Here is a 24,600-nt window from a genome sequence, read left to right as displayed (position 1 = left end):
GTCCGGTTCCCGTACGACTCCTGTCCGGTCCCTGAAACCCGTGTGCCGACGGGTTTTCCGGTCTGGGAGCATGGGCCCCATGAGCGCTGCAACTTCTCCGTCCGAGCGCAGGGTTTCCGCCCGCGTCGGTGCGATCTCCGAGTCCGCGACCCTCGCCGTCGACGCCAAGGCCAAGGCCCTCAAGGCCGCTGGGCGCCCGGTGATCGGCTTCGGGGCCGGCGAGCCCGACTTCCCGACCCCCGGCTACATCGTCGACGCCGCGGTCGAGGCCTGCCGCAACCCGAAGTACCACCGCTACACCCCGGCCGGCGGGCTCCCCGAGCTCAAGGCCGCCATCGCAGAGAAGACCCTGCGGGACTCCGGCTACGAGGTCGACGCCGGCCAGATCCTGGTGACCAACGGCGGCAAGCAGGCCATCTACGAGGCCTTCGCCGCGATCCTCGACCCGGGCGACGAGGTCATCGTCCCCGCCCCGTACTGGACCACCTACCCCGAGTCGATCCGGCTCGCCGGCGGTGTCCCGGTCGAGGTCGTCGCCGACGAGACCACCGGCTACCGGGTCTCCGTGGAGCAGCTGGAGGCCGCGCGCACCGAGAGGACCAAGGTCGTCCTCTTCGTCTCGCCGTCCAACCCGACCGGCGCCGTCTACAGCGAGGCCGACGCCGAGGCGATCGGCCGCTGGGCGGTGGAGCACGGCTTGTGGGTCATGACCGACGAGATCTACGAGCACCTCGTCTACGGCGACGCGAAGTTCACCTCGCTCCCGGCGATCGTGCCCGAGCTGCGTGACAAGTGCATCGTCGTCAACGGCGTCGCCAAGACGTACGCGATGACCGGCTGGCGCGTGGGGTGGATCATCGGCCCCAAGGACGTCGTCAAGGCCGCGACCAACCTCCAGTCGCACGCCACCTCCAACGTCTCCAACGTCGCCCAGGTCGCCGCGCTGGCCGCGGTCTCCGGCCCGCTGGACGCCGTCGCGGAGATGCGCACCGCCTTCGACCGCCGCCGCAACCTGATCGTGCGGATGCTCAACGAGATCGACGGCGTGCTCTGCCCGGAGCCCGAGGGCGCGTTCTACGCCTACCCGTCGGTGAAGGGCCTGCTCGGCAAGGAGATCCGCGGCAAGCGCCCGGCCGACTCGGTGGAGCTCGCCGCCCTGATCCTGGACGAGGCCGAGGTCGCCGTGGTCCCGGGTGAGGCCTTCGGCACCCCCGGCTACCTCCGCCTCTCCTACGCCCTGGGCGACGACGACCTCATCGAGGGCGTCTCCCGGCTCCAGAAGCTGCTGGGCGAGGCCAAGGCCTGACAAGCCCGCGAATTGTGCCCCCGGCCGTCTCGGCCGGGGGCTCTTTTCGTCTCGGCCCACTCCAAAGAGGAAAGCGGCTTCCGCTCCGGCCCGCCCGTGCGGCAGGATCTTCAAATGGAGCGTGATGTACGTCTGTTGCCCAAGGCCCACCTGCACCTGCACTTCACCGGGTCGATGCGGCCCACCACCCTGCTCGAACTCGCCGACAAGTACGGGGTCCACCTCCCCGACGCACTGACCGGCGGCGAGCCGCCCAAGCTGCGGGCGACCGACGAGCGCGGCTGGTTCCGCTTCCAGCGGCTCTACGACATCGCCCGGTCCTGTCTGCGGTCCCCCGAGGACATCCACCGCCTGGTCCGCGAGAGCGCCCAGGAGGACGTCGCGGACGGCTCGGGCTGGCTGGAGATCCAGGTCGACCCCACCTCGTACGCGCCGCTGCTCGGCGGACTGATCCCGGCGATCGAGATCATCCTCGACGCGGTGGACAGCGCCGCCCGGGACACCGGTCTCGGGATGCGCGTGGTGATCGCGGCGAACCGGATGAAGCACCCGCTGGACGCCCGGACGCTGGCGCGGCTGGCCGTGCGGTACGCGGACCGGGGCGTCGTCGGCTTCGGGCTCTCCAACGACGAGCGGCGCGGCATGGCCCGCGACTTCGACCGGGCCTTCGCCATCGCCCGGGAGGGCGGCCTGCTGGCGGCTCCGCACGGCGGGGAGCTGGCGGGCGCCTCCAGCGTGCGGGACTGCCTGGACGACCTGGACGCCTCGCGCATCGGCCACGGGGTGCGGGCGGCCGAGGACCCCCGGCTGCTGGCGCGGCTGGCCGAGCGCCAGGTGACCTGTGAGGTGTGCCCGTCCTCCAATGTGGCGCTCGGCGTCTACGAGAAGGCCGCGGACGTCCCCTTGCGCACTCTGTTCGACGCGGGGGTGCCGATGGCGCTGGGCGCGGACGACCCGCTGCTGTTCGGCTCGCGGCTCGCCGCCCAGTACGAGCTGGTACGCCGCGACCACGGGTTCACCGACGCGGAGCTGGCCGAGCTGGCCCGGCAGTCGGTGCGCGGATCGGCCGCGCCCGTCGACGTACGGGACAAGCTGCTGTCGGGGATCGACGACTGGCTGGCTAGCTGATTCCGGCGAGCAGGGTGCGGGCCAGGGAGGCGGCGAACTCCTCCAGCGGCCGCGGGGGCGTTCCGCCGGGGAGCGCGTCGTAGGCGAAGGCCCGCTGGGCGCAGGCGCCGAGCAGGAGTGAGGCGGCGGCGTAGGTGTCGGCGTCCGCGCGCACCCGGCCCGCGCGCTGTTCGGCGCGGAGGTAGGCGTCCAGCCCCTGGATCGGCATGTGGGGTCCGGTCCCGAGCTCGCGCAGGCCCTGCTCGTGGCGGCGCTTGAGCTGCGGTTCGGCGTACAGGGAGGCGGCCATGGGAAACGTCTGCTCGTAGAAGAGCGCGGCCTGGCGGGCGACCTCGGTGAGGTTGGCCTCGACACTGCCCTCCCCCGCGACCAGGTCGCCCAGCAGTCCGCCGAGCTTCGGCAGCCGCTCCTTGAGGACGGTCACGAAAAGCTCTTCCTTGCTGGGGAAGTATTTGTAGAGGGCCGCCTCCGAGCAGCCGGCCGCCCGCGCGATCTCCTTGGTGGTGGTCCGGGCGAGGCCGATGGAGCCCATCAGCTCATGGGCGGCGTCGACGATGCGGACGCGGGCCGGCTTCGGCTCCATGCGTGCTCCTGTACGGCTTGACGAGGGGGTGATCAGCCACTCACCCTAGAGGTGAGTGAACACTTACCCACCCGAGGAGGGCGCATGCGGCTCACGGTGTTCGGAGCGACCGGAGGTGTCGGCCGGGAGATCGTGGGCCAGGCGCTCGCGGCGGGCCACGAGGTGACGGCCGTGGTCCGCGACCCCGCGAGGCTCCCGGAGCCACTGGATGCCGGGGCGCTGCACGGGGTCGTACGGCTGGACGACCCGGCGGCGGTGCGCGCGGCGGTGGCGGGGCGGGACGCGGTGCTCTCGGGGCTCGGCGCGCGGGGCCGGAAGGCGGACGGGGTCGCCGAGCGGCTGACCGGGCTGATCGTCGAGGCGATGGCGGCCGAGGATGCGCGCCGGCTGGTGGTGGTGAGCGCGGCGCCGGTGGGGCCGGTGCCGGACGGTGAGCCCTTGATGGACCGGCTGGCGCGCAAGGCGGTCGGGGCGGTTCTGGCAGAGGTGTACGCGGACCTCGCCCGGATGGAGGCGCTGCTGGCCGCCAGTGCCACGGACTGGACCTCCGTACGGCCTCCGAGGCTGACGGACGGGCCGTGCACGGGCGCCTACCGCAAGGTGGTGGGCGGGGCGCCGCTCAGCAGCCGGACCATCTCGCGGGCCGATGTGGCGCACGCGATGCTGGGGCTGATCGATGATCCGGCGGCGGTGCGGAAGGGCGTGGGCGTCGCCTATTGAGTGCCGTTACGTGTCCTTGTAGGCGACGCGAACGTATATAAGGAGGCGACGCGTGCGCTTATAGGGACACGCGTGCGCCTGGAGGGGCACGCGTGTGCTCAGGGGGTCACGCGTGTGCTCAGAGGGTCACGCCGACCGTCACCGGCTCGTTGACCAGGGTGACGCCGAAGGCCGCATGGACCCCGGCGACGACCTCACGGGCCAGCGCAAGGAGGTCCTCGGTGGTGGCCTCGCCGCGGTTGGTCAGGGCGAGGGTGTGCTTGGTGGAGATCCGGGCCGGGCCGCTGCCGTACCCCTTGGTGAAGCCGGCCCGGTCGATCAGCCAGGCCGCCGAGGTCTTGGTCCGGCCGTCCTCGGCGGGGAACGCCGGGGGTGCCACGTCCGGGCCGAGGCGCTCGTGGACCCGGGCCAGGAACTCCTGGAACGCGGCCGCGTCGAGGATCGGGTTGGTGAAGAAGGAGCCCGCGGACCAGGTGTCGTGGTCGTCCGGGTCCAGCACCATGCCCTTGCCGGCGCGCAGCTTCAGCACGGTCTCCCGGGCGGCGGAGGCGGCGACGCGCTCGCCCTGCTGGACGCCCATGGCCCGGGCCGTCTCCGGGTAGGCGAGGGGCGCGGAGAGACCGCCCGCCTCCTCCAGCTCGAACCGGACGCGGAGCACCACGAACCGGTCGGGTTCCGCCTTGAAGCGGCTGTGCCGGTACGAGAAGGAGCACTCCGCGTTCGGAAGGGTCACCGTCTCCCGGGTCTGCCGGTCGTAGGCGACGACCTCCGTGATGGTGGAGGCGACCTCCTGGCCGTACGCCCCGACGTTCTGGATGGGCGTCGCGCCCGCGGAGCCGGGGATCCCGGCCAGGCACTCGATGCCCGCGAGGCCCGCCTCCACGGTCCGGGCGACGGCGTCGGTCCAGACCTCACCGGCCGCCAGCTCCAGCGACGTACCGGAGAGCGTGAATCCCTTGGTGGCGATCCGCAGCGCCGTGCCGTCGAAGCCCTTGTCGCCGATGACCAGGTTGGAGCCGCCGCCGATGACCAGCAGCGGGGTGCCGCTCGCGTCGGCCTCGGCCACGGCGGCGACCACCTCGGCATCGGTGGTGGCCGTCAGGAGCCGGGTGGCGGGGCCGCCGAGCCGGAAGGTGGTCAGGGGGGCGAGGGGGGCATCGTGGAGTTCCTGCACGGGGACAAGAGTACGGTCCGCGCCCCCGCCGCTCGGGCGGGGCCACGGACCGTACAGCTTCCGCGTGGTCCTCAGGCGAGCCGGACGACGGCGCGGGACATGCCCAGCACCTTCTTGCCGTCGCACACGGCCACCAGGTCCACCCGGACCAGGTTGTCCTCCAGCTTGGCCGCGACCTTGCCGCTGACCTCGATCAGCGCGCCCTTGTCGTCGTTGGGCACGACGACGGGCTTGGTGAACCGCACCCCGTACTCGACGACCGCGCCCGGGTCCCCGGCCCAGTCCGTGACCACGCGGATCGCCTCGGCCATCGTGAACATGCCGTGCGCGATCACGTCCGGCAGCCCGACCTCAAGGGCGAACTTCTCGTTCCAGTGGATCGGGTTGAAGTCGCCCGACGCACCGGCGTACTGGACGAGCGTCGCCCGCGTCACCGGGAACGACTGCGCGGGCAGCTCCGTACCGACCTCGACCGAACCGTAGGAGACCTTCGCCGTCATCACGCCTCCTCGGCGGCGCGTGCCACCAGCTTCGTGAGCGCCGTGACGACCAGCTCGCCGGCCTCGTCGTGCACGTCGCCGCGGATGTCCACGATGTCGTTGCCCGCCATGGACTTGATGGTCTCGATCGTGGAGGTGACCGTCAGCCGGTCCCCCGCCCGTACGGGACGCACGTAGGAGAACTTCTGGTCACCGTGGACGACCCGGCTGTAGTCCAGGCCGAGCTGCGGGTCCTGCACCACTTCGCCGGCGGCCCGGTAGGTGATGGAGAAGACGAAAGTGGGCGGCGCGATCACATCGGGGTGGCCGAGCGCACGGGCCGCCTCCGCGTCGACGTACGCGGGATGGGTGTCACCCACCGCCTCGGCGAACTCGCGGATCTTCTCCCGGCCTACCTCGTACGCCGGGGTGGGCGGATACGTCCGCCCCACGAAGGACTGGTCGAGCGCCATGAGCTCGCTACCTCCTGATGGAAAGACGAATAAGGGCACGCCCCGGTGCGGGGATGCACCCCGGACAACGACACGAGGCCGCCCCCAGAGGGGACGGCCTCGTGTACGAGCCTGATTCAGCGCGTTTCGCGGTGCGCGGTGTGCGAGTTGCAGCGCGGGCAGTGCTTCTTCATCTCAAGACGGTCCGGGTTGTTACGCCGGTTCTTCTTGGTGATGTAGTTCCGCTCCTTGCACTCCACGCAGGCCAGCGTGATCTTCGGGCGGACGTCGGTGGCAGCCACGTGAGTGCTCCTTGGACGGACGATGGACGGATGAACGCATAAAAGAGTAGCCGATCGAAGGACCGACCCAACAATCGGCTACCGTTAGTAGCGGTGACCGGACTTGAACCGGTGACACAGCGATTATGAGCCGCTTGCTCTACCGACTGAGCTACACCGCTTTGATGATGAGTCCCCCCGCCGAAGCGGGGTTTCCCGATCACCAGAGCCCCAATGCGGAATCGAACCGCAGACCTTCTCCTTACCATGGAGACGCTCTACCGACTGAGCTATTGGGGCGAGCGAGGAAGACATTACACGGTCCCCGGCCGATCGCCCAAATCCGTTTCGGCACCCCGCTCGGGCCGTCACTCCGGGTCTGCCCACACCCCCTGATCAGGCCTTGATCCATCCCGCGCGCTCTTCCGGACGGAGCCCTTCCCCGCGTCGACACAGGCGCACCGGTACGACTATTGCGCTCCTCCCGGAAGCCGCCCGCGCACGCCCCTAGGCTCGACCCCACTCCGTGTGATCTTGCACCCCTCCCAGGAGCGCGATGCCCGACAGCCAGCCGCGTCGGCCCGACGACAACGCGCCCGACAGCGCCGAAGCGGCCACCACCGACGGCACCCCCGCCCTCGTCCTGAGCGGCGCCCGCCTGACCGACGGCCGCGCCGTCGACGTACGCCTCAGCGGCAGCCGTATCGAGGCCGTCGGCACCGCGGGCAGCCTCACCACCCGCGGCCCCCGCATCGACCTGCGCGGCTACCTCCTGCTCCCCGCCCCGGCCGAGCCCCACGCCCACGGCGACACGGCCCTCACCGCCGACGGCACCGGCCCCGACGGCCCGGGGCCCGCCTCCCACCACGCCGAGGACATCCAGCGCCGCGCCACCGAGGCCGCCCTCCTCCAGCTCGGCCACGGCGCCACCGCCCTGCGCGCCCACGTCCGGATCGGGGACGTCCAGGGCCTCGCCGCGCTGGAGGCCGTCCTACAGACCCGGCGGGCCCTGCGCGGCCTCGCCGACCTCACTGCGGTCGCCGTGCCCCGGCTGCTCACCGGGGTCGCCGGGGCCGACAACCTGGCCATGCTCCGCGACGCCGTCAAGATGGGTGCCGCCGTCGTCGGCGGCCGCCCCGACCTGGACCCCGACCCCACCGGGTACACCGCGGCCGTCCTGGATGTCGCCGCCGAGCACGGCTGCCCCGTCGACCTGCACACCGACGGCGACGACCCGACCCGGCTCGCCCGCCTCGCCGCGATGGCCGGGGGCCTGCGCCCCGGGGTCACCATCGGCCCCTGCGCCGGCCTCGCCCACCTCCCCCTGGAGACCGCGAGCCGCGCCGCCGACCAGCTCGCCGCCGCCGGCATCACCGTCGTCTGCCTCCCCCAGGGCGGCTGCGCGGGCTCCGAACGCCGTACGAGCGCTCCCGTACGCCTCCTGCGCTCCGCAGGCGTACGCGTGGTGGCGGGCAGCGGCGCGCTCCGCGACACGGCCAACCCGGTGGGCCGCGGCGACCCGCTCGAAGCGGCGTACCTCCTCGCCTCGCAGCACGGTCTGCGCGCCGAGCACGCGTACGCCATGGTCTCCACGATCGCCCGCGCGGCCCTCGGGCTGCCCGACATCCGCGTGGAGGCGGGCTTCCCCGCCGAACTCCTCGCCGTACGCGGGGAACGGCTCTCCGCCGTGCTCTCCCTCGCCTACAGCCGGATCGTCGTCCACCGCGGCCGGGTCGTCGCCCGCACCAGCGCCGTACGCGAATACTGCGACTCCGACCCCGACACGGCCGCCGGTCCGGACTTCCCCCGCCAGGGACGACCCGACTCCGGTGGCGGGCCCAAGAGCTGAGCACACGGCGGCCGCCGGGCGTACGGTCGGAGGTATGCGCATTGTCATCGCAGGTGGACACGGACAGATCGCACAGCGGCTGGAACGGCTGCTCGCCGCACGCGGCGACGAGGCCGTAGGGATCATCCGCAACCCTCAACAAAGCAAGGACCTCACCGACCTCGGCGCCGAACCCGCCGTGCTGGACCTCGAATCGGCCACCGTGGAGGAGACCGCCGAGGTGCTGCGCGGGGCCGACGCGGCCGTCTTCGCGGCGGGCGCCGGACCGAACAGCGGCACCGCCCGCAAGGACACCGTCGACCGGGGCGCCGCCGTCCTGTTCGCCGACGCCGCCGAAGCCGCGGGCGTACGCCGGTACATCGTCATCTCCTCCATGGGCGCCGACCCCGACCACCCCGGCGACGAGGTGTTCGACGTCTACCTGAGGGCGAAGGGCGCGGCGGACGCCGACGTACGCTCCCGCTCCGCACTCGACTGGACGATCCTGCGCCCCGGGATGCTCACCGACGACGCGGGCAACGGGCAGATCCTGCTCGCCGCGAAGACCGGGCGCGGCCCGATCCCGCGCGACGACGTGGCGGCGACGATCCTGGAGCTGCTGGACACCCCGGCGACGGCGGGCCTGACCCTCGAAGTCATCTCGGGCAACGTGCCGGTCACGGTCTCCGTGAAGGACGTCGCGGGCAACTGACGGAGCGGCTGACAGCTGCCGAGAACGAGGAAGCCCCCGACCAGAAGGACTGGTCGGGGGCTTCGTTCGCGTGGCGGCGCCAGGGTTCGAACCTGGGTAGGCTGAGCCGGCAGATTTACAGTCTGCTCCCTTTGGCCACTCGGGCACACCGCCTCGAACGACGCGTCGGATCTCCACTGGTGAGCTCCTTGGCGACGACGTAAACAATACCTGATGGCCAGGGGTGCTCCGCCACCTCATTGATCAGCAGCCGGAGGGTGCGGCGGTGGCTAGGCTTTGCGCTGTATCCCACGCACATTCGACGCAAGGAGCCACACGTCATGGCCGACTCCAGTTTCGACATCGTCTCGAAGGTCGAGCGGCAGGAGGTCGACAACGCCCTCAACCAGGCCGCCAAGGAGATCTCCCAGCGTTACGACTTCAAGGGCACGGGCGCCTCGATCTCGTGGTCCGGCGAGAAGATCCTGATGGAGGCGAACGGCGAGGAGCGGGTCAAGGCGATCCTCGACATCTTCCAGTCCAAGCTGATCAAGCGGGGCATCTCGCTGAAGTCGCTGGACGCCGGTGAGCCGCAGCTCTCCGGCAAGGAGTACAAGATCTTCGCCACCATCGAGGAAGGCATCTCCCAGGAGAACGCCAAGAAGGTGGCCAAGATCATTCGCGACGAGGGCCCCAAGGGCGTCAAGGCGCAGGTCCAGGGTGACGAGCTGCGCGTCAGCTCGAAGAGCCGCGACGACCTCCAGGCCGTGCAGGCGCTGCTGAAGGACAAGGACCTCGACTTCGCCATCCAGTTCGTGAACTACCGGTAGGGCGATTCGTGAACGAGAAGGGGCACGCCGTCGGGGCCGACCTGGACGGGGTGCCTCTCCGCGTTTCGGGGGGTGCCCGGCTCCGTGTCCGAAAACCGCCGGTGGCGGGTGTGGGGTGCGGAGCAGACTGGCCGGTGAGGGCCGAGGGTCGCCTCGGTTCAGCGGATCAGCAGCGGAGGAAGTGAGCGGTCGTGACGACGGTGTACACGCGGGTGGCGAGTCCGGTGGGCGAGTTGCTGCTGGTGGGCGAGTCGGACGGGACGGCCGAGGGGCTGCGGCTGGTGTCGTTGTCCGTGCCCGGCCAGAAGGGCGGCGCGGTCGTCCAGGACGGGTGGCTGGAGGTGCCCGAGCTGTTCGTGGGGGTCGTCGCGCAGGTGGAGGCGTACTTCGCGGGGCGGTCGACGCGGTTCGACGTGCCGTTCGCCGAGGGTGTGGGTACGGAGTTCCAGCGGCGCGTCTGGGAGGTGGTCGAGTCGATCCCGTACGGGCAGACCCTGTCGTACGGGGAGGTCGCCGCGCGGGTCGGGGCCTCGGGCGCGGGGGTGCGGGCGGTGGGAACGGCGATCGGGCGCAACCCGTTGCTGGTCGTGCGGCCGTGCCACCGGGTGATCGGCGCGGACGGGGCGCTGCGGGGGTACGCGGGTGGCCTGGAGCGCAAGCAGGTGCTGCTGGGGCTCGAAGGGGCCGCGTGTGTGGAGGGCGTTGTGAAAGCCGGTGGCGCCTCGCGGGTGCGGGCCGGCGGCTGAGGGTGGTGTGACGGGTGGTCTCGCGTGGGGTTCCGGCGGCTTCGGGCGGGCTGTTCCCGCGGCCCCGGCAGGTGGTCGCGCCGGGTGCCGTGCACGTACCGGAGTGGCTTTCGGTGGAGCGGCGGCGGGAGTTGGTGGGGGCGTGCCGGGAGTGGGCGCGGGGGCCGGTTCCGTTGCGGCACACGGTGTTGCCGGGCGGCGGTGTGATGTCGGTGCGGACGGTGTGCCTGGGGTGGCACTGGCAGCCGTACCGGTACACCCGTACCGCCGACGATGTGAACGGCGCCCCGGTGGCCGCGTTGCCGCCGTGGCTGGTCGCGCTGGGGCGTGCGGCGGTGGCGGAGGCGTACGGGGACGAGGGCGCGGCGGAGGCGTTCACTCCGGACACCGCGCTGATCAACTTCTATGACGACGCGGCGCGGATGGGGATGCACCAGGACAAGGAGGAGCGTTCGGGTGCTCCTGTGGTGTCGTTGAGCATCGGGGCGACGTGTCTGTTCCGCTTCGGGAACACCGAGGATCGCGGGCGGCCCTACACGGACGTGGAGTTGGTCTCCGGGGACCTCTTCGTCTTCGGCGGCCCGTCGCGCTTCGCGTTCCACGGGGTGCCGAAGGTGTACGCCGGAACAGCCGACCCTGCCGCGGGGATGCGAACGGGCCGGCTGAATGTGACGTTGCGGGAGACCGGGCTGAGTTGAGCCCCAGAAGCGGTCAGCGGCGTTCGCGAGAGTTGCCGAAGAGCAGCCGGTAGAGGATCAGCAGGACCAAGGAGCCGGCGATGGCGGCGATCCAGGTCGCGGTGTCGTAGAAGTCGTTGCTGATCGGACGGTCGAGGAACTGACTGGAGAGCCAGCCTCCGACGAAGGCACCGGCGATCCCGATGAGGGTGGTCCCGATGATGCCGCCCGGGTCGCGGCCCGGGAGCAGGATTTTGGCTATGACTCCGGCGAGCAGCCCAAGAATGATCCAACCGACAATGCTCATGTCGCTGCTCCTACCCCTTGCTTGGTCTTGGAACACAAGACGCAGCGAGCGTGCGTTCGGTTGCGTGGGCTGCCGTCGGCGGAGGGGGCGTGGAACGGGCCGGCGGGCAGGTCAGCGGGCAGGGCGCCTATCGCGGTGTGCCGCCCGGCCGCTCCCGGTCCGGCCCGCCACCAGCGTCGCGTAGAGCCGTCTCCAGTACGCGGATGTCCTCGGCGTCCTCGGCCCGGCGCGGGCGGCCGGGGATCCAGACCGGCGTCATCCGCTTGATCTCGATCTGGGCGGCCGGGCTGATGACCGGACAGGCCGTCGCACCGATACGGCCGAGCGGGCCTTCGAGCATGCCGTCCGGCCACCGTTCCCCGGCCCAGGGCCCGCCCGCGACCACCGCATGGCCGGAGCCGTCCTCGTCCAGCAAGGCGAAGCTGCTCTCCTCGCCCTGCTTGAGGAAGAACTCCATGGCCCAGCCGCCGCGGAGCCAGAGGTCCACGCCGAGCGCGTCGGCGATCCGGACCGTCTCGGCGATCAGCCGGAGCTGCCGGTCCGTGCGTTGCCTGTCCACGGCTTCCGTGCGTTGCCTGTCCACGGCTGGGGAGCGTACGCGGTCGCTCCGGGGCCCGTCAGCTGCGTTTCCCGGTCTCGACAGCCGAGTCCCCCGGTGCTAGCGGGCGACGAACGGCTGGTCCGTGGTGACGATCTCCTTGCCGAAGGGCATCAGCGAGACGGGGATCAGCTTGAAGTTGGCGATGCCCAGAGGGATGCCGATGATCGTGATGCAGAGGGCGATGCCGGTGGTGATGTGGCCGAGGGCGAGCCACCATCCGGCGAGGATCAGCCAGAGGACGTTGCCGACGCAGGAGGGCGATCCGGCGTCCCTGCGGTCGACGACGGTGTAGCCGAAGGGCCAGAGCGCGTAGATCCCGATCCTGAAGGCGGCGACGCCGAACGGGATGCCGATGATGGTGATGCAGAGCAGCACGCCTGCGAGGAGATAGCCGAGGAACATCCAGAACCCGCACAGCACGAGCCAGATGATGTTCAGGATGGTTTTCATGGGCGGCGACCTGCCATCTGTTCCAGTCGGGCGATGCGCTCCGCCATCGGCGGATGGGTGGAGAACATCTTGGCCATCCCCTGTCCCGGGCGGAAGGGGTTCGCGATCATCATGTGGCTCGCGGTCTCGATCCTGGGCTCCGGGGGCAGCGGGAGCTGTTTCGTTCCTGCTTCGAGTTTGCGCAGGGCGCTGGCGAGGGCGAGCGGGTCCCCGGTGAGCTGCGCTCCGGACGCGTCGGCCTCGTACTCACGGGAGCGGCTGACGGCGAGCTGGATGACGGAGGCGGCGAGCGGGCCCAGGATCATGATCAGGAGCATGCCCAGGAGGCCGGGGCCTTCGTCGTCGTTGGAGCGGCCGATGGGGATGAGCCAGGCGAAGTTGACCAGGAACATGACGACGGAGGCGAGGGCTCCGGCGACGGAGGAGATGAGGATGTCCCGGTTGTAGACATGGCTCAGCTCGTGGCCCAGGACACCGCGCAGCTCCCGCTCGTCGAGGATCTGGAGGATGCCCTCGGTGCAGCAGACGGCCGCGTTGCGCGGATTGCGGCCGGTGGCGAAGGCGTTGGGCGCCTGGGTCGGGGAGATGTACAGGCGGGGCATCGGCTGACGGGCCGCGGTGGAGAGCTCGCGGACGATCCGGTAGAGCTGCGGTGCTTCGAACTCGCTGACGGGGCGGGCCCGCATGGCCCGCAGCGCCAGCTTGTCGCTGTTCCAGTAGGCGTAGGCGTTGGTGCCGACGGCCACGACGAGCGCGATGACGAGGCCCGTACGTCCGAAGAAGCTGCCGATGATGATGATGAGTGCGGACAGGCCCCCGAGGAGTACGGCGGTTTTCAGCCCGTTGTGCCGGCGGTGCACGGTACGCCCTCCAAGTGGTGCAGCAGGGGAACCCTTTGCATGGTGGTGCTCCACTCCCCCAGTGGAGCCTCCCGTACTGGTCAACGCCAGGCGAGGGGAGCTAGTTCCCTTGTGCGTGCGGGTGGAGGGCGGGGCCGCTCCGGCGTGATCCGGCCGGTTCCGGCTCCTGGCCCGTACGGCGCGGCACTGGGCCGTACGGGTGTCGGGGCGTGCGTGGGTCAGCGCCGGCGAGGAGCGCTGGGCTGGGAGCGCCGCTCAGCGTCGGGCGGGCAGTCGGCTCAGCGCTGGACCGGCAGCTTGGCGAGGGAGACCGCCTCGGGGTCGGGCTCGACCTCGCTGGTGCAGTGGGCGCAGCGGGAGGCGACGGCGGGGATCGCGCTGAAGCAGCGCGGGCAGTCGCGGAGGGCGGCCTTGATGTCGACCTCCTCCTCCTTGGTGAAGCGGTTCTGCACCTTGGTCATGGGGACCACGACGCAGAAGTAGAGGACCGCGGCGGTGATGAGGAAGGCGATCGCGGCCGCGAGGAACTTGCCGTACGGGAAGATCGCGCCCTCGACGCTGAACTCGGCGGTGCTGAAGTCGCCGACCGAGCCGGTGGCGAGGCCGATCAGCGGCGTGATGAAGGCGGTGCTGAAGCCGGTGACGACGGCGGTGAAGGCTGCTCCGACGGCGAGGCCGATCGCCATCGAGATGACGTTTCCGCGCAGGATGAAGTCCTTGAACCCGTTCAGCACTGCTCTCTCTCCTCTATGGATTTCGTACGTCCGCGTCGTGTACGGGGACGTATGCAGAGCACGACCTTGCCCTGGGTCGGCGGCCTCGGGCAAACCGATCTTTCGCCTGCGGAGAGCGTCAGAAGAGGGTGACGGCGGCGAACCTGAGGACTACCTGCGGGGCTCCCGAGAGGAGGATGCCGGCGGCGGCGGTGAGGGCGATCGCCGTGGTGAGCGGGGCGGGGGCCCGGAATCGGGGCGGCGTTCCGGAGGCCCGCGTTCCGGTGGTCGCGTCCTCGGTCGAGGCCTGGGTTCCACCGGTCGCGTCCACGGCGTCCGGGCTCCTGAAGAGGATCGCGGTCCACTGAAGGTAGTAGTAGAGAGCGATCACCACGTTGACGGCCATGACGACGGCGAGCCAGCCGAGCCCCGCATCGACGGCCGCCGAGAAGACCGTGACCTTCGCGAAGAGCCCGATGATGCCGGGCGGCAGTCCGGCCAGGCAGAGCAGGAAGAAGCCGAGCGCGAGGGCGGCGAGGGGGCGGGTGGCGTACAGGCCCCGGTAGTCGGTGATGCGGTTGCCGGGCTTCGTACGGGCGACGAGGGCCGCGACGGCGAAGGCGCCGAGGTTCACGACGGCGTACATGAGGGCGTACGCGACGGTGGAGCCGATCTGTTCGTCGCTGGAGTACGCGGCGGCGGCGATCGGGACGAGCAGATAGCCGGCCTGGGCGACGGAGGACCAGGCGAGGAGCCGTACGGCGCTGCGGGCACGGTCGGCCCGCTGGCGGAGGGCGGCGACGTTGCCGACGGTCATGGTGAGGGCGGCCAGGACGGCGACTGCGGGTCCCCAGACGTCGGCATAAGAGGGGAACGCGACAACTGTGACGAGGATGAGGCCCGTGAAGCCGACGGTCTTGCCGACGACGGAGAGGTAGGCGGCGATCGGCAGGGGCGCGCCCACATAGGTGTCGGGGACCCAGAAGTGGAAGGGGGCCGCGGCGGTCTTGAAGGCGAAGCCGACGAGGGTGAGGACGACGCCGGTCTTGGCGAGGGTGTCCAGGGCCGGAGGTACGTCGTCCAGATGGGCGGCGATCTCGGTGAGGTGCAGGGTCCCCGTGGTCGCGTACACGAAGCTGACGCCCAGGAGCATGACGGCGGTGGCGACGACGGAGGAGAGGAAGAACTTGAGCGCGGCTTCGGATGAGCGCCGGTCGCCGCGCTTGATCCCCACGAGGGCGAAGGCGGGCAGCGAGGCGACCTCCAGGGCGACGACGAGGGTGGCGAGATCGCGGGAGGCGGGCAGGAGGGCGGCGCCCGCGGCGGAGGCGAGCAGCAGGAACCAGTATTCGCCCGCCGGGAGCTTCCGCGTGTCGTCGAGGGAGAGCAGCGCGGTGAGGAACGCCCCGCCGAGGACGAGGGCCTGGATGACCAGGGCGAAGTGGTCGGCGGTGTAGCTGCACACCTGGGTGCCGGTGGTGACGCAGAAGGTGGCGCGGTCTCCGGCGCGCAGCGGGATGAGGAGGGCGAGGGCGGCGGCGAGCGCGGTGAGGGTTCCGTAGCCGAGGAGCTTCTTGCGGTGCTCGGGGAGGAAGAGGTCGGCGACGAGGACGAGCAGGGCGGCCAGCGCGGTGAGGGTGGGGGGTGCGATGGCGAGCCAGTCGACGCCCTGGACGACGCTGGGGGCGGTGTCGGCCGCCGTGGTGAGGGCGCCCGGGGCGGTGCTGAGGTCCGCGGTCACGACTTGCCTCCTGCGAGGAGCTTCTGCACGGCCGGGTCGGTGAGGCCGAGGAGGACGGCGGGCCAGAGTCCGGCGAGAACGGTGAGGGCGGCGAGCGGGGTCCAGGCGGCGGCTTCGTAGCGCTGGATGTCGGCGAGCTGCGGGGGGCCTCCGACTGCTGTGGGCCGCCCGGGGTCGTCCGCCGGCCGCGCGGTCCGGTCGTCGGGCGAGAGCTGGGAATGGGGTGTGTGTTCGCCCATGCAGACGCGGCGGACCACGATGAGCATGTACGCGGCGGTGAGCAGGGTGCCGAACGCGCCGATGGCCATGAAGGTGCGGAACGCCGGGCGGCTGAGGCCCTCGGCGGGGCTGTAGGCGCCGAACAGGGTGAGCATCTCGCCCCAGAATCCGGCGAGTCCGGGCAGTCCGAGCGAGGCGACGGCGGCGAAGGCGAGCAGGGCGCCGAGGCGGGGGGCGCGGCCGTAGAGGGCTGCTCCGGTGGCGCCGGCGAGGGTGTCCAGGTCGGCGGTGCCGTAGCGGTCCTTGATAGCGCCGACCAGGAAGAACAGCAGGCCGGTGATGAGGCCGTGGGCGATGTTGGCGAAGAGCGCGCCGTTGACCCCGGTGGGAGTCATGGTGGCGATGCCGAGCAGCACGAAGCCCATGTGGCCGACGGAGGAGTACGCGATGAGCCGCTTGAGGTCGCCCTTGGCGCCGTTGCGGGCGAGGGCCAGGCAGGCGAGCGATCCGTAGACGATACCGACGACGGCGAACGCGGCGAGGTACGGCGCGAAGGCGCGCATCCCGTCGGGCGCGATGGGGAGCAGGATCCGGACGAATCCGTACGTTCCCATCTTCAGCAGGACCCCCGCCAGGAGCACGGAGCCGACGGTCGGGGCGGCGGTGTGGGCATCGGGGAGCCAGCTGTGCAGGGGCCACATCGGGGTCTTCACTGCGAGCCCCAGACCGATCGCGAGAACGGCGATGACCTGCACGGATGTGGTGAGGCCACGGCCGTTGTCAGTGGCGAGTGCCACCATGTCGAAGGTGCCGCTCTTCAGCCCGATGAGGAGCAGGCCCAGCAGCATGACGACCGAGCCGAGCAGTGTGTAGAGGATGAACTTCCAGGCGGCGGCGCGCCGCTGGTCACCGCCCCAGCGGGCGATGAGGAAGTACATCGGGATGAGGACCATCTCGAAGGCCAGGAAGAAGAGCAGCAGGTCGAGGACGGCGAAGGTGGCGAGGGTGCCGGATTCCAGGACGAGGACGAGGGCGATGAACGCCTTCGGTGAGGGGCCCGCTGGCAGCTTGAAGTAGCTGTACAGCGCGCAGAGGAAGGTCAGCAGCGCGGTCAGCAGGAGGAGGGGGAGCGAGATGCCGTCGATGCCGAGGTGGATGCGGACGTCGAGTGCCGGGATCCAGCTGATGTCGGTGGTCGCCTGCATCGTGGCGGGGTGGTCGTGGTCGAAGCCGACGGCCAGGACGATCGCGGCGATGAGGACGGCGCCGGTCACGGTCACGCCGTGGCGGAGCACGGCCTGGTCGGGGCTCTTGCCCTTGAGCCCGGGCGGGGCGGGGAGCAGGGCCGCGACGGCGCCGAGGAGCGGGACGACGATGATGAACGCGAGAAGGAACTGCATCACGGACGGGCTGATATCGATCACGGTCACGACCCCGCGTTGACGTTGGCGAAGACGACGGCGGCGATCGCCAGGACGAGGGAACCGGCGAGCAGGACGCTGAGGTAGGTCTGCACGTTTCCGGTCTGGGCGCGGCGTACGGCGGTGCCCAGGAGCCGGGTGGCGGCGCCCGATCCGTTGACGTAGGTGTCGACGACCGTGCGGTCCAGGAAGCGCACGAGGCGGGCGGCCTGCTGGACGGGCCGGACGAACACCGCCGCGTACAGGGCGTCGAGGTGGAAGCCGGTGACCGCGTGGCGGTGGAGCGGGCCCAGGAGGAGGCGTCCGGGGTCGGCCGGGTCGGCGGCGTCCGCGATGGTGCCGTAGGCGGCGGTGTGCGACGTCATGGCCTCGGCTTCGACGAGGGCGGGTTCGGCGCCGGGGTGGGCGGCGACGGCACCGATGGGGGTACGGGCGGCGAGCGCCGTGGTGTGGCGCCAGGCGCCGTAGGTGACGAGCCCGCCGACGAGGCCGACGCCGGTGGAGAGGACGGCCGTGGTGAGGGACGGGGTGAGGGTGTGGCCGTCGAACCAGTCGCCGAGCACGCCAGCGGTGAGCCCGAAGGCGATGGTGGGGACGGCCAGGATCCACAGGACGGAGGTCATGGCGAGGGGCTGCCTGCCGTGGTCGGGGAGTTCGGCGCCGCGCCCCTTGAAGGCGAGGAGCCAGAGGCGGGTGGCGTAGGCGGCGGTGAGGACGGCGGCGAGCAGCCCGGCGACGAGGATCGTCCAGCCCGCGGCGGCCGGGGCGACGGTCCGGTCCCCCATGGCGGTGTGCTCGGCGGCGACGAGGACGGCTTCCTTGGAGAAGAAGCCGGCGAACGGCGGGATGGCGGCGAGCGCGAGGAGGGCGACGGTCATCGTCCAGTAGGCGTCGGGGATCCGGCGCGCGAGGCCGCCCATGCGGGACATGGCGGCGAGTGAGTTGGTTCCGGCGGCGTGGATGACGACGCCGGCCGCGAGGAAGAGGACGGCTTTGAACGCACCGTGCGAGATCAGGTGGAAGACGGCGGCGCCCCGGTCGGCGACGGCCAGGGCACCGGACATGTAGCCGAGCTGACCGATCGTCGAGTAGGCGAGGACCCGTTTGATGTCGTCCTGCGCGAGGGCGGCGAGTCCGGAGCCGATCATCGTCACGGCCGCCATCACGGCGAGGACGACCAGGGCCGCGCCGGAGGCGGCGAAGACGGGGAGCAGCCGGGCCACGAAATAGATCCCGGCCGCGACCATCGTCGCGGCGTGGATGAGCGCGGAGACGGGGGTGGGGCCGGCCATCGCGTCGGGCAGCCAGGTGTGCAGGGGGAACTGGGCGGACTTCCCGGCGACGCCTGCCAGGAGCAGCAGGGCGATGAGGGTGGGGTGGTCCAGGCCGCCGTTGGTGACGGCCGCGAGGATCTTGGTGATCCGGAAGCTGCCGGTGTCGGCGGCCAGGGCGAACAGGCCGATCAGGAAGGGGACATCGCCGAGCTTGGTGACGAGGAAGGCCTTGAGGGAGGCGGCGCGCGCTTCGGGCGTCTCCCAGTAGTGACCGACCAGGAAGTACGAGCAGATGCCCATGATCTCCCAGCCGACCAGGAGCACCATCAGGTCGCCGGAGTAGACGACGAGCAGCATCGCGGAGGTGAAGAAGGAGACCAGGGCCGCGTAGGAGGGGTAGCGGGCGTCGTCGCGGAGGTAGGCCGTTGAGTAGAGCTGTACGCAGGTGGCGACGAGCCCGACGAGGACGGCGACCAGGACCGCGAAGCCGTCCAGGTGCAGGGCCAGGTCGATGGGGACCGACCCGGTGGGGGTGAGCTGGGTGGCGGCGTCGATGGCGCGGCCGCCGCCCTGGCGGACGGCGACGATCACGGCGAGGACGGCCGCGGTGAGCGTCGGCAGGATCGCCAGGGGGCGGACGAAGCCGGGGGCGGTGCGGCCGAGTGCGAGTCCGGCGACGGCTCCGAGGAAGGGCAGGAGCGGGACGAGGGCGGCGAGGGTCGTCGTGGTCACGAGGTGGCCTCTGTGTTCTTGGTGGTCCCCGCGCTCGCGGCTTTCCCCGCGCTCGCGGTCTTCCCTGCCGGTTCGGCGCGGCCGTCGGTCCCGGCGTCGGCGATGTCGGCGGCGGCCTCGGCGTCGAGGATCTCGGCGTCGTCGGTCTCGGCGGTGTCGCGGAGCCGGTCGATGTCGGAGGAGCCGCGGTTGCGGTAGACGGCCAGGACGATCGCGAGGCCGATGCCGATCTCGGCGGCGGCGATGGCGATGGTGAAGAGGGTGAGGGCCTGGCCGGAGTGGAGGGTGTCGCGGAGCCAGACGTCGAAGGCGACGAGGTTGAGGTTGACGGCGTTGAGCATCAGCTCGACCGACATCAGGACCAGGATCGCGTTGCGGCGGGCGAGGACGCCGTAGAGGCCGGTGCAGAAGAGGAGGGCGGCGAGTACGGCGGGATAGGCGAGGTGCATCAGGTCTGTCCCTCCTTGCCGCGTCGGGTGGACGGGCCCGAGGGGGGCCGGACCGCCGTGTCCTTGTCGTGCTTGCGGGAGAGGACGATGGCGCCGACGAGGGCGGCGAGCAGCAGGACGGAGAGCGCCTCGAAGGGGAGGACCCAGTTCCGGAAGAGGAAGGCTCCGGTGACGGCGGTGGAGCCCTGGGCCGGTCCTTCGAGGTCGATCCAGGTGGTACGGAAGGCATCCACGACGACCCAGACGAGCGCGGCGGCCGAGGCGAGGGCCGCACCCAGGGCGACCCACCGGTTGCCCGAGTCGGCGTCCGGGGAGCGGCCGATGGGGGCCCGGGTGAGCATCAGGCCGAAGAGGAGGAGGACGACGATGGAACCGACGTAGATCAGTACCTGCACCCAGGCGATGAACTCCGCGGTGAGCAGGAGGTATTCGACGGCCAGCCCGCCGAGCGCCACGACGAGCCAGAGGGCGGCGTGCACCAGTTGCCGGGTGGTGACGGTGATGACGGCGGCGCCGAGGGTGGCGAGGCCGACGAGGACGAACGCGATCTCGACACCGGTCGGGGAGAGGAAGCCGGGGTGGTCGGCGGCTGCGGCGAGCACGGGGGCTGCGGTGTGCGGCGTCACGGGGTTCCTCCCTTCTCGTCAGGGGCGGGGTCGGGGGTCGTCCGGGGTGCCTGCGCGGCGAGTTTGTCGGCCGCCTTGCGGGCGGCGGCGATCTCCTTCGGCTCCTCCGCCCCGGGGTCGAGGGCGGGCGGCTCCGGCACGGTCCACATCCACTCGCGGAGCTTGTCCCGCTCATGGGTGAGCTCGTGGATGTCCGTCTCTGCGTACTCGAACTCCGGCGACCAGAAAAGCGCGTCGAAGGGGCAGACCTCGATGCAGATACCGCAGTACATGCAGAGGGAGAAGTCGATGGCGAAGCGGTCGAGGACGTTACGGCTGCGCTCGCGTCCGCCGGGGGCGGCGGGCGGCACCGTCTCCTTGTGGGAGTCGATGTAGATGCACCAGTCGGGGCACTCACGGGCGCAGAGCATGCAGACCGTGCAGTTCTCCTCGAACAGCCCGATGACGCCGCGGGATCGGGGCGGGAGTTCGGGCTGGGTGTCGGGGTACTGCGCGGTGACGGTCTTCTTCGTCATCGTGCGCAGGGTGACGGCGAGGCCCTTGGCCAGGCCTGATCCGGGGATCGGGGGCATCAGCTGATCGCCACCTTCACGATGCCGGTGAGCGCGATCTGCGCGAGGGCGAGGGGGACGAGGGTGGTCCAGGCGAGCTTCTGCAACTGGTCCTCACGCAGACGCGGGTAGCTGACGCGCAGCCAGATGACGACGAACGCGAGGAGGGCGGTCTTGAGGAGGGTCCAGATCCAGCCGAGTCCGTCGGCGCCGAACGGGCCGTGCCAGCCGCCGAGGAAGAGGACCGTGGTCAAGGCGCAGAGGATGACGATTCCCGCGTACTCGGCGAGGAGGAACAGGGCGAAACGCAGCCCCGTGTACTCGGTGTACGCGCCGAAGATGATCTCGGAGTCGGCGACCGGCATGTCGAAGGGTGGGCGCTGGAGTTCGGCGAGACCTGCGACGAAGAAGACCAGGGCTCCGACAATCTGCCAGGGCAGCCACCACCACTCGAAGGCGTCGAGGATGCCGGTGAGCGAGACCGTTCCGGCCGCCATGGCGACGGATGCGGCGGCCAGGAGCATCGGGAGCTCGTAGGAGAGGAGCTGGGCGGCGGTGCGGAGGCCGCCGAGCAGGGAGAACTTGTTGGCCGAGGCCCAGCCCGCCATGAGCGAGCCGAGGACGCCGATGCCCATGACGGCCAGCACGAAGAAGATGCCCGCGTCGATGACCTGGCCCACCGCGCCGTCGCCGGGGCCGATGGGGATGGCCACGAGGACGAGGAGGTACGGGAGAAGGGCGACGGCGGGGGCGAGCTGGAAGACGCGGCGGTCGGCGGCGGCCGGGACCACGTCCTCCTTCTGCGCGAACTTCACGCCGTCCGCGACGAGCTGGGCCCAGCCGTGGAAGCCGCCCGCGTACATGGGGCCGAGGCGGCCCTGCATGTGGGCCATCACCTTGTGTTCGGTCTGGCCCACGAGAAGGGGGGCGACCAGGAACACGACGAAGATGACGGCCAGGCGGAGGGCGACGTCGGACACGTCGTTCACTCGGTATCGCCTCCGGCGGGGTGGGGGTGGTCGGGGTCGGGGGTGGGGTCCGACTTGGGCTTGGGCGCGGGCTGAGGTTCGGACTTGGGCTCTGACTCGGGCTCGGGCTTGGTGGGGGTCGCCTCGTCCGTCGGCGTGGGGTCGGGGTCTGGGGTGGGGCCGCTGCGCGGGGCTTCTCCCCTACCCGCCCCTTCCCGAACCGGAGGCTCTGCCCCCGGACCCCCGCTCCTCGAACGCCGGAGGGGCTGGGATTGGTCGCCGCTCCCCGAAGCAGGCCGGGGCTGAGAGTGGGGGGCAGTGCCCTCCGACTGCGGCTGAGGCTGGGAGCGGGCGTCGCCCGTCCCCGAAGGCCGCCGGGGCTCGGAGGCCTCGGGGCCACCCGATGCGGCATCCGGCTCGTCGAACGCCGGTTGGGCGTCGTGCCAGGGGGCGTCCGTGGAGCGGGCACGCTGGCTCGCCGAGCCCTGGGAGGCCGAGCGGGAGCGGCGCGGCGGACGCGGCGCGGAGGCTTCGGGGCTCTGCTGCTGGCTCGCCGAGCCGTCCGAAGCGGAACGGGAGCGGCGCGGGCGCGCGGCCGGGGGCGGCCCGGGCGGGACGTCGCCGGACGACGCGGCTCCGGAAGGCGCGGTCGTGGGCGTCGTTGGCCCGGCCTCGGGGCCTCCGGGGGCGGACGTCGTCGGCGCGGGAGGCGTGGCCGCAGGCGTCGTAGGCGCGGCCTCGGGGCCTCCGGCCGCAGGCGTCGTCGGCGCGGCCCCCGGCGAGGCGGCATCCGACGATGCGGGCGCGGGAGTCCCGGGCGCGTCCCTGCCAGGAGCGGGAGTGCCGGGCGCGTCCCTGCCAGGAGCGGGAGTGCCGGGCGCGGATGCCTCAGGGGCGGGCGACCCGGCCTCAGGAGCCCCCGGCCCGGAAGTCTCGGGCGGGCCCGTTCGCGGGCGTTGCGCGGCTGAGCCCTCGCTCGCCGAGCGGGTGCGGCGGGGCGGGCGGTCGGCCGTCGCCGCCGGGCGGGCCGCGCGGCCGGGGCGGGCGGCGGCAGGGGGCAGCTGGCCCTTGAGCGGGCCCCATTCGTTCGGGTCCGGGACGCCGGGGGGCAGCATCGTGCGCCGCTTGGGGCCGCCGTGTTCGGACTCGCCGGGCTCCTTCGCGCCGGGCCAGGCCTTGGCGACCCGGGCGGCCAGGACGAAGTCCTTGCGGAGCGGGTGGCCCTCGAACCCCTCCGGCAGCAGGAGCGGGGCGAGGCCGGGGTGGTTCTCGAAGGTGACGCCGAACATCTCGTGCGTCTCGCGCTCGTGCCAGGCCGCGCCCGCGTAGACGTCGATCGCGCTGGGCAGGGCGGCCGCGCCGTGCGGGACGGTGGTCCGCAGCATGAGACGGCGGACCGTACCGTCGCCGAGAGCGGCGACATGCGCGCAGACGCGGAAGCCGGTGCCCGGCTCGTCCACGGCGCTGAGCCAGTCGAAGTAGGTGCAGCCGAGTCCGTCGCGGGCGGCCCGCAGCGCGGTGATCCACTCCGTGGCGGGGACATCGACGGTGAGCAGGTCGTACGCCGACTCCGCCGTCGCGCCCTCGCCGAACAGCTCCGTGACGGCGTCCGGCAGCCGGTCGTACGGGTGGTGGGCCTCGTGTCGACGCTCGCTCACCGCTGCTCCTCCCCCGGTTCCGTCCCCGGAGCCCTTGCGGGCGGTGTGGGTGCCGTGACCAGGCCACTGCGCAGCGCCGCCGTGGAGGGGGTGCCTCCGGAGGAGCCGGGCGCGTACCGCTCCGCCAGGGACTCGCGCGCGATCTTCTCCTGGAGCTTGAGAATGCCCTGGAGCAGCGCCTCGGGCCGGGGCGGGCAGCCGGGTACGTACACATCGACGGGGATGATCTGGTCGACGCCCTTGGTGACGGAGTACGAGTCCCAGTAGGGGCCGCCGCAGTTGGAGCAGGCGCCGAAGGAGATGACGTACTTCGGTTCGGGCATCTGCTCGTAGAGACGCTTCACGGCCGGGGCCATCTTGTCCGTCACCGTGCCGGAGACGATCATCAGGTCCGCCTGGCGGGGGCCGGGCGCGAAGGGGATCACGCCGAGCCGGATGAAGTCGTGGCGCGCCATGGAGGCGGCGATGAACTCGATGGCGCAGCAGGCGAGTCCGAAGTTGAAGACCCAGAGGCTGTAGCGGCGGCCCCAGTTGAGGACGACCTTCATCGGCTCGGGCGCGAGCCGGGAGAGGAGGCCGAGGCGCTGGGGCTCCGGGAGGAGCACCGGCTCCGGCGCGGCCTCCGCCTGCGGTTCGGGCTGCTGCCCTGCGGGGGTCGGCCGGCTCGTCAGGCCCATGCGAGGACGCCCTTCTTCCATGCGTAGAGCAGTCCCACGGCGAGGAAGCCGAGGAAGATGAACATTTCCACCAGCGTGGTCGCGCCGTATCCGGGTGCCGCGAAGACCGTGGCCCACGGGAACAGGAAGATGGAGTCGACGGCGAAGATGACGTAGAGGAAGGCGTAGACGTAGTAGCGGACCTGGGTGTGGGCCCAGCCCTCGCCGACCGGGTCGACGCCGCACTCGTACGTCAGGAGCTTCTCCGGCGTCGGGACCACGGGCCGCAGGAGCCGTCCCGCGCCGAACGCGACGGCGACGAACAGGACGCCGACCAGCGCGAGCAGGCCGACCACCGAGTAGCTCTGGAAGTACTCGGAGGCGAGGGTGGTCTGGTGGTGGACCGGCACGTACGTCACGTGCGGCACTTCCGGCACGTACGCCACGTCCCTCACGTCCACCCCTTGTTCCTCGTCATC

At 71.5% G+C, this 24,600-nt stretch carries 28 protein-coding genes and 3 tRNA genes; 8 read left to right on the top strand and 23 right to left on the bottom strand.

The features are described from left to right. Nucleotides 1-79: 79 nt before the first annotated feature. Entirely contained in the window at nucleotides 80-1,306 is a 1,227-nt protein-coding gene (locus tag GTY67_RS21075) for a pyridoxal phosphate-dependent aminotransferase (RefSeq protein WP_093693491.1), read from the top strand. A 114-nt stretch (nucleotides 1,307-1,420) separates the two neighbouring features. Continuing rightward, nucleotides 1,421-2,434, top strand: coding sequence for an adenosine deaminase (locus GTY67_RS21070; protein ID WP_161279678.1), 1,014 nt, complete (start codon nucleotides 1,421-1,423; stop codon nucleotides 2,432-2,434). Here the strand turns inward: GTY67_RS21070 and GTY67_RS21065 are convergent. Next, on the bottom strand, nucleotides 2,427-3,017 hold the full coding sequence (locus GTY67_RS21065) for a TetR/AcrR family transcriptional regulator (RefSeq protein WP_161279677.1): 591 nt from the start codon (nucleotides 3,015-3,017) through the stop codon (nucleotides 2,427-2,429). The genes GTY67_RS21070 and GTY67_RS21065 overlap by 8 nt on opposite strands. Nucleotides 3,018-3,101: 84 nt before the next feature. On the opposite strand from GTY67_RS21065, the gene GTY67_RS21060 reads away from it, so the two are divergent. Then, entirely contained in the window at nucleotides 3,102-3,737 is a 636-nt protein-coding gene (locus tag GTY67_RS21060; protein ID WP_161279676.1) for an NAD(P)H-binding protein, read from the top strand. Between the two features lie 118 nt (nucleotides 3,738-3,855). Here GTY67_RS21060 and GTY67_RS21055 read toward each other — a convergent pair whose 3' ends face one another. The 6 genes from GTY67_RS21055 to GTY67_RS21030 form a co-directional block, all read right to left on the bottom strand. After that, on the bottom strand, nucleotides 3,856-4,911 hold the full coding sequence (locus GTY67_RS21055) for a UDP-N-acetylmuramate dehydrogenase (protein WP_161279675.1): 1,056 nt from the start codon (nucleotides 4,909-4,911) through the stop codon (nucleotides 3,856-3,858). A 71-nt stretch (nucleotides 4,912-4,982) separates the two neighbouring features. After that, nucleotides 4,983-5,411 (bottom strand): MaoC family dehydratase, encoded by a 429-nt coding sequence (locus tag GTY67_RS21050; RefSeq protein ID WP_093693486.1) that lies wholly within the window; start codon nucleotides 5,409-5,411, stop codon nucleotides 4,983-4,985. Next, nucleotides 5,411-5,863, bottom strand: coding sequence for a MaoC family dehydratase N-terminal domain-containing protein (locus GTY67_RS21045; RefSeq protein ID WP_161279674.1), 453 nt, complete (start codon nucleotides 5,861-5,863; stop codon nucleotides 5,411-5,413). The genes GTY67_RS21050 and GTY67_RS21045 overlap by 1 nt, the downstream gene beginning before the upstream one ends. Nucleotides 5,864-5,979: 116 nt before the next feature. Continuing rightward, nucleotides 5,980-6,144, bottom strand: a complete 165-nt coding sequence (gene rpmG / locus GTY67_RS21040; protein WP_003956487.1) for a 50S ribosomal protein L33 — start codon at nucleotides 6,142-6,144, stop codon at nucleotides 5,980-5,982. An 88-nt stretch (nucleotides 6,145-6,232) separates the two neighbouring features. Next, nucleotides 6,233-6,305: transfer RNA gene (locus tag GTY67_RS21035), tRNA-Met, on the bottom strand. 45 nt (nucleotides 6,306-6,350) lie between these two features. Then, nucleotides 6,351-6,423, bottom strand: a tRNA-Thr gene (locus tag GTY67_RS21030). Nucleotides 6,424-6,679: 256 nt separating this feature from the next. Between GTY67_RS21030 and GTY67_RS21025 the strand changes: the two genes are divergently transcribed. Together GTY67_RS21025 and GTY67_RS21020 are read left to right on the top strand one after the other, a co-directional pair. Further along, entirely contained in the window at nucleotides 6,680-7,972 is a 1,293-nt protein-coding gene (locus GTY67_RS21025; RefSeq protein ID WP_161279673.1) for an amidohydrolase family protein, read from the top strand. 34 nt (nucleotides 7,973-8,006) lie between these two features. Beyond that, nucleotides 8,007-8,663, top strand: a complete 657-nt coding sequence (locus tag GTY67_RS21020) for an SDR family oxidoreductase (RefSeq protein ID WP_161279672.1) — start codon at nucleotides 8,007-8,009, stop codon at nucleotides 8,661-8,663. A 71-nt stretch (nucleotides 8,664-8,734) separates the two neighbouring features. Here the strand turns inward: GTY67_RS21020 and GTY67_RS21015 are convergent. Beyond that, nucleotides 8,735-8,816, bottom strand: a tRNA-Tyr gene (locus tag GTY67_RS21015). A gap of 167 nt (nucleotides 8,817-8,983) precedes the next feature. On the opposite strand from GTY67_RS21015, the gene GTY67_RS21010 reads away from it, so the two are divergent. From GTY67_RS21010 to GTY67_RS21000, 3 genes are all read left to right on the top strand, one after another. Next, nucleotides 8,984-9,472 (top strand): YajQ family cyclic di-GMP-binding protein, encoded by a 489-nt coding sequence (locus GTY67_RS21010; protein ID WP_084748586.1) that lies wholly within the window; start codon nucleotides 8,984-8,986, stop codon nucleotides 9,470-9,472. 191 nt (nucleotides 9,473-9,663) lie between these two features. Further along, on the top strand, nucleotides 9,664-10,218 hold the full coding sequence (locus GTY67_RS21005) for a methylated-DNA--[protein]-cysteine S-methyltransferase (protein ID WP_161279671.1): 555 nt from the start codon (nucleotides 9,664-9,666) through the stop codon (nucleotides 10,216-10,218). Between the two features lie 50 nt (nucleotides 10,219-10,268). Continuing rightward, nucleotides 10,269-10,916, top strand: coding sequence for an alpha-ketoglutarate-dependent dioxygenase AlkB (locus GTY67_RS21000; RefSeq protein ID WP_202462234.1), 648 nt, complete (start codon nucleotides 10,269-10,271; stop codon nucleotides 10,914-10,916). Nucleotides 10,917-10,929: 13 nt separating this feature from the next. On the opposite strand, the gene GTY67_RS20995 is transcribed toward GTY67_RS21000, so the two are convergent. From GTY67_RS20995 to GTY67_RS20925, 15 genes are all read right to left on the bottom strand, one after another. Next, complete coding sequence (locus tag GTY67_RS20995; protein WP_093693480.1) at nucleotides 10,930-11,202, bottom strand: GlsB/YeaQ/YmgE family stress response membrane protein; 273 nt, start codon at nucleotides 11,200-11,202, stop codon at nucleotides 10,930-10,932. 127 nt (nucleotides 11,203-11,329) lie between these two features. Further along, a complete protein-coding gene (locus GTY67_RS20990) occupies nucleotides 11,330-11,785 on the bottom strand; it encodes an aminoglycoside adenylyltransferase (RefSeq protein WP_343238720.1) in 456 nt (151 codons plus the stop codon). Between the two features lie 75 nt (nucleotides 11,786-11,860). Beyond that, nucleotides 11,861-12,253, bottom strand: a complete 393-nt coding sequence (locus GTY67_RS20985) for a YccF domain-containing protein (protein ID WP_161279669.1) — start codon at nucleotides 12,251-12,253, stop codon at nucleotides 11,861-11,863. After that, complete coding sequence (gene htpX, locus GTY67_RS20980) at nucleotides 12,250-13,113, bottom strand: zinc metalloprotease HtpX (protein ID WP_093693477.1); 864 nt, start codon at nucleotides 13,111-13,113, stop codon at nucleotides 12,250-12,252. The genes GTY67_RS20985 and htpX overlap by 4 nt, the downstream gene beginning before the upstream one ends. A 278-nt stretch (nucleotides 13,114-13,391) precedes the next feature. Beyond that, a complete protein-coding gene (gene mscL, locus GTY67_RS20975; RefSeq protein WP_093693476.1) occupies nucleotides 13,392-13,847 on the bottom strand; it encodes a large conductance mechanosensitive channel protein MscL in 456 nt (151 codons plus the stop codon). Nucleotides 13,848-13,965: 118 nt separating this feature from the next. Beyond that, nucleotides 13,966-15,567, bottom strand: coding sequence for an NADH-quinone oxidoreductase subunit N (locus GTY67_RS20970; protein WP_161279668.1), 1,602 nt, complete (start codon nucleotides 15,565-15,567; stop codon nucleotides 13,966-13,968). Next, the gene (locus GTY67_RS20965) at nucleotides 15,564-17,216 is read right to left on the bottom strand and encodes an NADH-quinone oxidoreductase subunit M (RefSeq protein ID WP_343238719.1); all 1,653 of its coding nucleotides are present in this window, start codon (nucleotides 17,214-17,216) and stop codon (nucleotides 15,564-15,566) included. The genes GTY67_RS20970 and GTY67_RS20965 overlap by 4 nt, the downstream gene beginning before the upstream one ends. Then, nucleotides 17,213-19,213, bottom strand: a complete 2,001-nt coding sequence (locus GTY67_RS20960) for an NADH-quinone oxidoreductase subunit L (protein ID WP_161279667.1) — start codon at nucleotides 19,211-19,213, stop codon at nucleotides 17,213-17,215. Before GTY67_RS20960 ends, GTY67_RS20965 begins: the two co-directional genes overlap by 4 nt. Further along, nucleotides 19,210-19,662, bottom strand: coding sequence for an NADH-quinone oxidoreductase subunit NuoK (nuoK, locus tag GTY67_RS20955; RefSeq protein WP_093693473.1), 453 nt, complete (start codon nucleotides 19,660-19,662; stop codon nucleotides 19,210-19,212). The genes GTY67_RS20960 and nuoK overlap by 4 nt, the downstream gene beginning before the upstream one ends. Further along, nucleotides 19,662-20,288 (bottom strand): NADH-quinone oxidoreductase subunit J, encoded by a 627-nt coding sequence (locus GTY67_RS20950; protein ID WP_161279666.1) that lies wholly within the window; start codon nucleotides 20,286-20,288, stop codon nucleotides 19,662-19,664. The genes nuoK and GTY67_RS20950 overlap by 1 nt, the downstream gene beginning before the upstream one ends. Next, nucleotides 20,285-20,860 carry an NADH-quinone oxidoreductase subunit I gene (locus tag GTY67_RS20945; RefSeq protein ID WP_161279665.1) on the bottom strand — a complete coding sequence of 192 codons (576 nt, stop codon included), beginning with the start codon at nucleotides 20,858-20,860 and terminating at the stop codon, nucleotides 20,285-20,287. The genes GTY67_RS20950 and GTY67_RS20945 overlap by 4 nt, the downstream gene beginning before the upstream one ends. After that, nucleotides 20,860-21,828 carry a complex I subunit 1 family protein gene (locus GTY67_RS20940; RefSeq protein ID WP_161279664.1) on the bottom strand — a complete coding sequence of 323 codons (969 nt, stop codon included), beginning with the start codon at nucleotides 21,826-21,828 and terminating at the stop codon, nucleotides 20,860-20,862. The genes GTY67_RS20945 and GTY67_RS20940 overlap by 1 nt, the downstream gene beginning before the upstream one ends. Continuing rightward, nucleotides 21,825-23,465 carry an NADH-quinone oxidoreductase subunit C gene (locus GTY67_RS20935; protein ID WP_161279663.1) on the bottom strand — a complete coding sequence of 547 codons (1,641 nt, stop codon included), beginning with the start codon at nucleotides 23,463-23,465 and terminating at the stop codon, nucleotides 21,825-21,827. The genes GTY67_RS20940 and GTY67_RS20935 overlap by 4 nt, the downstream gene beginning before the upstream one ends. Next, on the bottom strand, nucleotides 23,462-24,142 hold the full coding sequence (locus GTY67_RS20930; RefSeq protein WP_093686887.1) for an NADH-quinone oxidoreductase subunit B: 681 nt from the start codon (nucleotides 24,140-24,142) through the stop codon (nucleotides 23,462-23,464). Before GTY67_RS20930 ends, GTY67_RS20935 begins: the two co-directional genes overlap by 4 nt. After that, entirely contained in the window at nucleotides 24,133-24,549 is a 417-nt protein-coding gene (locus GTY67_RS20925; protein WP_176727386.1) for an NADH-quinone oxidoreductase subunit A, read from the bottom strand. The genes GTY67_RS20930 and GTY67_RS20925 overlap by 10 nt, the downstream gene beginning before the upstream one ends. Nucleotides 24,550-24,600 lie beyond the last annotated feature (51 nt).

Source organism: Streptomyces sp. SID8374 (assembly GCF_009865135.1).
Lineage (GTDB): Bacteria > Actinomycetota > Actinomycetes > Streptomycetales > Streptomycetaceae > Streptomyces.
The sequence above is the reverse complement of the archived record's forward strand: the minus strand, read 5'-3'. Positions and strand labels throughout refer to the sequence as shown.